Source organism: Dinghuibacter sp., from assembly GCF_035492835.1.
GTDB lineage: Bacteria > Bacteroidota > Bacteroidia > Chitinophagales > Chitinophagaceae > Dinghuibacter.
This window is the reverse complement of sequence record NZ_DATJIY010000206.1, coordinates 1-6,670: the sequence shown is the minus strand read 5'-3', so window position 1 is coordinate 6,670 and position 6,670 is coordinate 1. Positions and strand designations below refer to the sequence as shown.

Annotated in this window: 8 protein-coding genes; 6 read left to right on the top strand and 2 right to left on the bottom strand. The window is 56.4% G+C overall.

Translation table 11 applies throughout. The features are described from left to right. Positions 1–825, top strand: an 825-nt coding sequence (locus VL547_RS19270; RefSeq protein WP_325580973.1) for a sodium/proton-translocating pyrophosphatase, incomplete at its 5' end; no start/stop codon positions are given. Here the strand turns inward: VL547_RS19270 and VL547_RS19265 are convergent. Further along, a complete protein-coding gene (locus VL547_RS19265) occupies positions 797–1,180 on the bottom strand; it encodes a helix-turn-helix domain-containing protein (RefSeq protein WP_325580970.1) in 384 nt (127 codons plus the stop codon). The genes VL547_RS19270 and VL547_RS19265 overlap by 29 nt on opposite strands. A gap of 86 nt (positions 1,181–1,266) precedes the next feature. On the opposite strand from VL547_RS19265, the gene VL547_RS19260 reads away from it, so the two are divergent. From VL547_RS19260 to VL547_RS19245, 4 genes are all read left to right on the top strand, one after another. Continuing rightward, positions 1,267–1,866, top strand: a complete 600-nt coding sequence (locus VL547_RS19260; RefSeq protein ID WP_325580968.1) for an FMN-dependent NADH-azoreductase — start codon at positions 1,267–1,269, stop codon at positions 1,864–1,866. Positions 1,867–1,952: 86 nt separating this feature from the next. Further along, positions 1,953–2,852, top strand: coding sequence for a sterol desaturase family protein (locus VL547_RS19255; protein ID WP_325580966.1), 900 nt, complete (start codon positions 1,953–1,955; stop codon positions 2,850–2,852). Positions 2,853–2,911: 59 nt separating this feature from the next. Next, positions 2,912–3,289, top strand: coding sequence for a BlaI/MecI/CopY family transcriptional regulator (locus tag VL547_RS19250; RefSeq protein ID WP_325580964.1), 378 nt, complete (start codon positions 2,912–2,914; stop codon positions 3,287–3,289). Position 3,290: 1 nt separating this feature from the next. Beyond that, positions 3,291–5,456: a M56 family metallopeptidase gene (locus tag VL547_RS19245; RefSeq protein WP_325580962.1), complete on the top strand. Its 2,166-nt coding sequence runs from the start codon at positions 3,291–3,293 to the stop codon at positions 5,454–5,456. On the opposite strand, the gene VL547_RS19240 is transcribed toward VL547_RS19245, so the two are convergent. Then, positions 5,443–6,066: a WbqC family protein gene (locus VL547_RS19240; protein WP_325580960.1), complete on the bottom strand. Its 624-nt coding sequence runs from the start codon at positions 6,064–6,066 to the stop codon at positions 5,443–5,445. The genes VL547_RS19245 and VL547_RS19240 overlap by 14 nt on opposite strands. 371 nt (positions 6,067–6,437) lie before the next feature. On the opposite strand from VL547_RS19240, the gene VL547_RS24160 reads away from it, so the two are divergent. After that, a partial coding sequence (locus VL547_RS24160; RefSeq protein WP_414648356.1) for a transposase occupies positions 6,438–6,670 on the top strand: 233 nt, incomplete at its 3' end.

The window sequence follows — 6,670 nt, the reverse complement described above, 5'->3', positions numbered from 1 at the left end:
GGTATCGCCGAGATGAGCGAGCTGCCCAAGGACGTACGCGAAAAAACCGACATCCTCGACGCGGTGGGTAACACCACGGCGGCCACGGGCAAGGGTTTTGCGATTGCTTCCGCGGCGCTGACGTCGCTGGCGCTGTTCGCCGCTTTTGTCGGCGTCGCCGGGATCGGCGGCATCGACATCTACCACGCCGACGTGCTGGCCTGCCTGTTCGTGGGCGGGATGATACCTTTTGTTTTCTCCTCGCTCGCCATACGCGCCGTCGGTCAGGCGGCCATGGCCATGGTGGAAGAGGTCCGTCGCCAGTTCCGCGAGATCCCCGGGATCATGGAAGGCACGGGCCGGCCCGAATATGAAAAGTGCGTGGCGATCTCCACTACGGCTTCCATCCGCAAGATGCTGCTGCCTGGCGCCATCGCGCTGCTGTCCCCGTTAATCATCGGTTTCCTTGCGGGCCCCGCGGCCCTGGGGGGCTTCCTGGCCGGCGCTACCGTGAGCGGCGTGCTCATGGGTATCTTCCAGAACAACGCCGGCGGCGCCTGGGACAATGCCAAAAAGAGTTTTGAAAAGGGCGTCGTGATCAACGGCGAAACTTACTACAAAAAGTCCGAGCCGCACAAGGCCTCCGTTACCGGGGACACCGTGGGCGACCCGTTCAAGGATACGTCCGGACCTTCGATGAATATCCTCATCAAGCTGATGAGTATCGTATCGCTCGTCATCGCTCCGACGCTGGCGCAAGTCTGGCACACCAAGGAAGCCGCGGTGGCCCACCACGTAAAGCACCCCGCGCCGATCGTCAGAACGGTGGCGACACTTCCGCGGTAATTTTTCCCCTGATCTTGTTTCGATGCTGGGCGCCCCACTCACGGAGGGCGCCCAGTACGTTTCCGAGGGTATCGGCGTAGGGCGTCAGCTCATAGGTGACTACGACCGGGGCGCCGGTATCTATTTTGCGATGGATAAAGCCGTTCAGCTCCATCTGCTTTAGCTCGGTGGACAGCACCCGGGCCGAAATGCCCTTTATCGACCGCTGCAGCTCGTTGAAGCGTTGCGGCCCCCGGTCTCGCAAGGCAGCGATGACGGGGAGCTTCCATTTTCCTCCGACGGCATACAATGCATCCTGGACGGCGCCGAGGGCGGCGGTGCACTCCTGGGCGGTATGGGGTTTTTCGAGTGGCATGTTTCTTATTTGCTTACCCAAAGGTAAGTACTAACCTTTAGTTTACTACTTACTTTTTATTAGTTGGTCCGGGTAATTTTGTATCCATGAAAAAGATCCTGCACGTTATTTCGAGTCCCCGGCATGGGGAAAGCTACAGTATAAAGCTGGGCGAGGCTATTGTTGCCAAATTGCTGTTGGAGTATCCGGGGAGCACGGTTTCCACTTATAATCTGGTGGACGTGCATTTCCCGCACCTGGAGGAGGCGCATATCGCGTCGTTCTTTACGCCTTTGGAGGCACGGACGCCCGCCGGTGTCGAGGCCGCCCGGCATTCGGATGAGGCCATCCGGGCTATACGGGAGGCGGATATCCTGGTCGTCGGTGCGCCGATGTACAATTTTAATATCCATTCCTCTCTTAAGGCGTGGCTTGACCACATTGTCCGGAGCGGCGTGACCTTCAGTTACGGGGCTACGGGGGCAGAAGGGCTGGTAACCGGCAAAAAAGTTTACCTCGCGGTGGCCACCGGCGGAGTGTATTCTTCGGGGCCGATGAAAGAGTATGATTTTGTGGTGCCGTACCTCACGTGGATGCTGAGCTTTATCGGGATGAAAGACATTTCGGTGGTGCGGGTGGAAGGTACCGCGATACCGGAGCTCAAGGAAGGGGCGCTGGAGCGGGCGGTAGCCAGCATCGAGGTCTAAAGCGGGCGCCTGGGTCTACGGCAGGCCTGGGCTAAAAGCGATGTTAACGGCGCCCTTCGTGGCGCCCTTTTTTGTATTTTGGCCGGATGCACAAGACGCCGTCCATATTGGTGCACGCCATCCCCGGCTTTATCATCCTGATCGTCGCCGAGGTGATCTACGCGGTGCGGACCCAGCGGGAGCTATATGATGTCAGGGACGCCTCGACGAGCATCGCCCTGGGGCTGGGGAACCTGGCGGTCGGGTTGGTGAGTAAGTCGCTGATCCTGGGGGTGTTTGTCTTTATTTACAGGTTTCGTCTTTGGAGCATCCCTTTTGGCGCCTGGTGGGCCTGGGTACTTTGCTTCTTTGCGGACGACTTCAGCTATTACTGGTTCCACCGGTGCGCGCATGAGGTCCGGTGGTTCTGGGCGTCGCACGTGGTGCACCATTCTTCGGAGCGGTATAACCTGGCGGCGGCCCTCCGGCAGACCTGGACGGGGGACCTGACGGGGTCGTTTATCTTCTGGACCTGGATGCCTTTTCTCGGTTTCGAACCCGGGATGGTGCTCATGATGCAGTCTTTCAGCCTCCTGTACCAGTTCTGGATACATACGGAGGTCGTGGGCCGCATGCCTTTTTGGTATGAATTTATCTTCAATACCCCCTCGCACCACCGCGTCCATCACGGCTCGGACCTGGATTACCTGGACAAAAACCACGCGGGGACGCTGATCGTCTGGGACCGGCTTTTCGGGACGTTTGAACCGGAACGGTACCGTCCGACGTATGGGTTGACGGTCAATGTACAGACGTTTAACCCGGTGCGCGTGGCCTTTCATGAATGGGTGAATATGGCGGGCGAGCTGTGGCGGGCGAGGACCTGGAAACAGGCATTTATGCTTTTGTTTGGGGCGCCGGGGTGGAGCTCGGGGAAAACGACGAAGGCGCTCCGGCAGGAGCAGGCCACACGACAACTTCGCGCGCAAAAATTTCCCGAAAAATGATAAGCGGTTATGATCTTACGAATGAACTCGTATATTTGACTTACGAAAACAATCGTAAAATGGGTAAACAATTGAAGCCAACCGAAAGTGAACTGGAGATCCTCCAGGTATTGTGGGAAAAGCAAAAGGCGACCGTGCGGGAGGTGCATGAAACGCTTGCCCAATCCAAGGACGTGGGTTATACGACCACCCTCAAGCTGATGCAGATCATGTATGAAAAAGGTCTTGTAAGACGCGACGAAAGCAGTAAGACGCACATTTATGAGCCGCTGGCCAGCCGTGAAAAAACGCAGAAACAGCTCGTGAGCCGTATGGTGGATACCCTTTTCCAGGGATCCCCGGCGCAGCTGGTGATGCAGGCCCTGGGTCAGCATAAGACGTCCGCAGGGGAATTGGAAGAAATCCAACGCTTATTGGACAACCTCAAAAATCAGTAACATGACAACCCTGAGCGGGTCCGCTTTCCTCCAGGCCTTGGGATGGGCCATCGCCGGAAGCCTTTGGCAGATGGCCCTTCTTTGGATGATCTACCAGCTATGCTTTGGCGCCTGGAGGTCCATCCGCGCCTCCATCAAGACCGGTGCGGCCACCATCTTCCAGTTCGTGGGATTCGGGTGGTTTATTTCGTCTTTGGTGGGGCACTATTGGAAGCATCTCGTTTCCGCCGCCCCCGTAGTGGTTTACGATGCCGCTCCCGCGGCCGGCGGCCCGCTGGGTTATGTCAACGAGTTTTTAGCCTGGTCCGAGCGCTACCTGCCTTACCTGTCGGGGGCCTATCTTATAGTCCTGGTCTTCCTGCTGGCGCGGGTGTTCAAGGCCTACCGCCACGTCCAGGCGGTGCGGACCGAAGGGCTTTCCCGGATTGAAGCGAAATGGCGGGTATACGTCACCGAGATGGCGCACCGCATCGGTATCCGCCGTGAAATCCGGATCTGGCTGAGCGAAAAGATCGACATCCCCGCCACCATGGGGTATATCAAACCGATCATCCTGCTCCCGATCGCCAGCTTCAACCACCTGTCGGCCGAGCAGGTGGAGGCCATTCTCCTGCATGAATTGGCCCACATCAAACGACACGACTACCTCCTCAACCTGATCCTCACGGTGATGGATACCGTCCTGTTCTTCAATCCGTTTGCCCAGCTCATGGCGGGGCACATCCGGACGGAACGGGAAAACAGCTGCGACGACTTCGTCCTGCAATTCCGGTATAACCCCCACGTATATGCGTCCGCCCTGCTGAGCCTGGAACAGCAACGGTTGTCGCCGGAGCTGGCCATGGCCGCTTCCGGCAAGACCGACCTGCTGGACCGGATCAAACGGATCATGAACGTCCCCAGCCGCCCCATGAACTATGGACAGAAGCTGATGGCGTTGTTTATTACGGCAGGCATCCTGGCCTCCCTGGCCTGGCTGACCCCGGAGAACGTCGGCAACAAACCCATCCTGAAAACGATGGCAGCCCTGCTGCCCGAGGCCCCGGTTCCCGATGCACCGGCGCCTGTGGTGGCGCCTGAACCTACGTTTGTGCCGGATGTCCCGGTGAAATCTCCCAAGGTCCGTTCGAGCAAACCCTGCCCGGTAAAGGATGAGGTTCGCGAGGATCATGACGTGGTCCTGAATTTCCAAAGCGACACCGTCGTTAAGCTAAAAACCTTCAAGTTCAAGGTGGACAGCATGCACTTCACCTTTGCGATGGGGCAAAAAGCCTTTGAGCAGGGGAAGAAGGAGATGCTGCGGGTACAGCTCGACACCCGCCAGGACCTCCTGGATTCGTATAAGTGCCAGATCCAGCAGCTCGAAAACCAGGTCATGGACAGCCGCGACAAAGAACGCGCCATCCAGGCCCTCCGGCTAAGCGCGGAAAAGGTGCTGCGTTTTCAAAAAGTAGAGCAGGACCAGATGGCCCGGCGGCAGGCATCCGCCTCCCGCCAGTGGGCGCTGGTTGTCCGCGACAATGAGTTGTCTGACGAGGCGGCCGACCGGAATCAGCAGCTGGCCCAGGCCAGGGCTGAACGGGAACAGCAACTGGCCCTCACCCAGGTCACGCACGAGCAACACCTGGCCGAAGCCGACATCCAGCGGGAAAGGGAGCGCGCGGCGGCGATCCTCCGCGATGTCAACCGGAAACTGGCTGCCGGGGCTTTCAATTACAAAATCAAATCAAAGGTGCTCGACCAACAGGCCGATGACGAGGAAAACGGCATTTCCGCCGACCAGCCCGGCTGGCAAAGCCCCGCCTATCCGACCCGGTCGGTTATCATGACACCGGTGGTATATTATCCGCAGACGCCCCGGGTCAAGCCCATGCCGGCTTTATCGGCCAAGACTTACAAGGAAAAGTCGACGTTTTACCGTATTTCCGCCGACCGATATGCCGCGGCGCCCGTCGTTACGGCCGACAGGTCGCTCGTCCGGAAGCTGGAAAGCGACGGATACCTCAACGAGAGCTGTAATGTGCGTATCGTCATCGAGAATAACACCCTGACCATCAATGGGCAAACCCAGCCAGAGTCAGTGTATGACCAGTACAAGGCCTACCTGGATGGGAAAACGCTGGTTATCTTGTCTTCCGGGAAGGTGATACAGGTCACGGAGAAATAGGGCCGCGGCGCAACACTTCGCCCGCCGCCGGGCCTTCACAGAACAACAAATCGAGTATACAAAGGTTCCCCACAAAGCCGTGGCGGTCTTCAAAGACCTGCGGGTAGGCGTAGCCGACCCCGGATGCGGGCTCCGGTTTTGACTGCAAACGCCGGTCGGCGGCGTCGGGGTAGTTGTCGATCAGGGCGGTCGTCACCTCTATTTTCCCCTCCCATTTCAATTGCTTCAGGACCCATTCCAGGGTCAGGCGGTTCCAGACCGCCAGGTCTGCCGGGCGCTCTTTAAAGAGCGCTTCGAGGGTGTGCGCGTAGTATTCGAACCAGGGCGACCGGCGGTAGGCGTCGTGGATCGATCGCCAATGCCGCACCCTCCAGTTCTCCCTGTATGAAATTTTGACATCCTTGAATAGGCTTTTTTGGCCCCTGCCAGCCTCAAGGGGGACGCTTAAAACCAGGGGGGTGTTAGGCCCCAACAGGTAGCAACGGTTCAAATGCCGGCCTTTTTCCCACCTCAGATATTGCTCTATTTTTAAATATGAGAAATCTATTGAAGCTTGATAGTAATCAATGCTTCCAAAATATTGACTTTCAAGTATAACCGTTTGTTTCATTTTGGAGTATATCGGTGGCGAAGGATGTCGGGGTTTGGGGGTTAAATTTCGTTTTTTCAGGGTTGGATTCGATTTTATATTTAATACAGGTGTATGGGTTCAATTTATTGTTTAATAGATAGTTAAAGTAAATTTATTCCGCTAATTTGGATAGCATATTTTTATCTAAAGTAAAATTTTAGGTAGGGCTTGGAATACCAAGGATTTTAGTAAAGGTACGAAAGGAATGTGAGGCGACTATAGGCTACTATATACAATTTCCCACAAGTCGTTTCTAACCACATTAGCAAAATGGCCGGGATTGTAACCTTCTCCTACCCTACTTCGTTTAACCCCTCCGCTTCGGCGCTAAAAACCTTGGGAACGTCAAAATGACACAACTGCAAAACTGTAAGACGCTAAAAGAACTCATGAGCCACCTAGGCGATGAGTCCGTTTGTCGGGCTTACATGGAACAAATGAGGTGGGGAGGCGACCCGGTTTGCCCCCATTGCGGTCAGCGGTCGCCCTATAAATTGAAGGACGGGAAAACATATCGTTGCAAATCGAAGACCTGTAAAAAGGATTTTACGGTTACGGTCGGGACGGTTTTCGAAAATTCCAA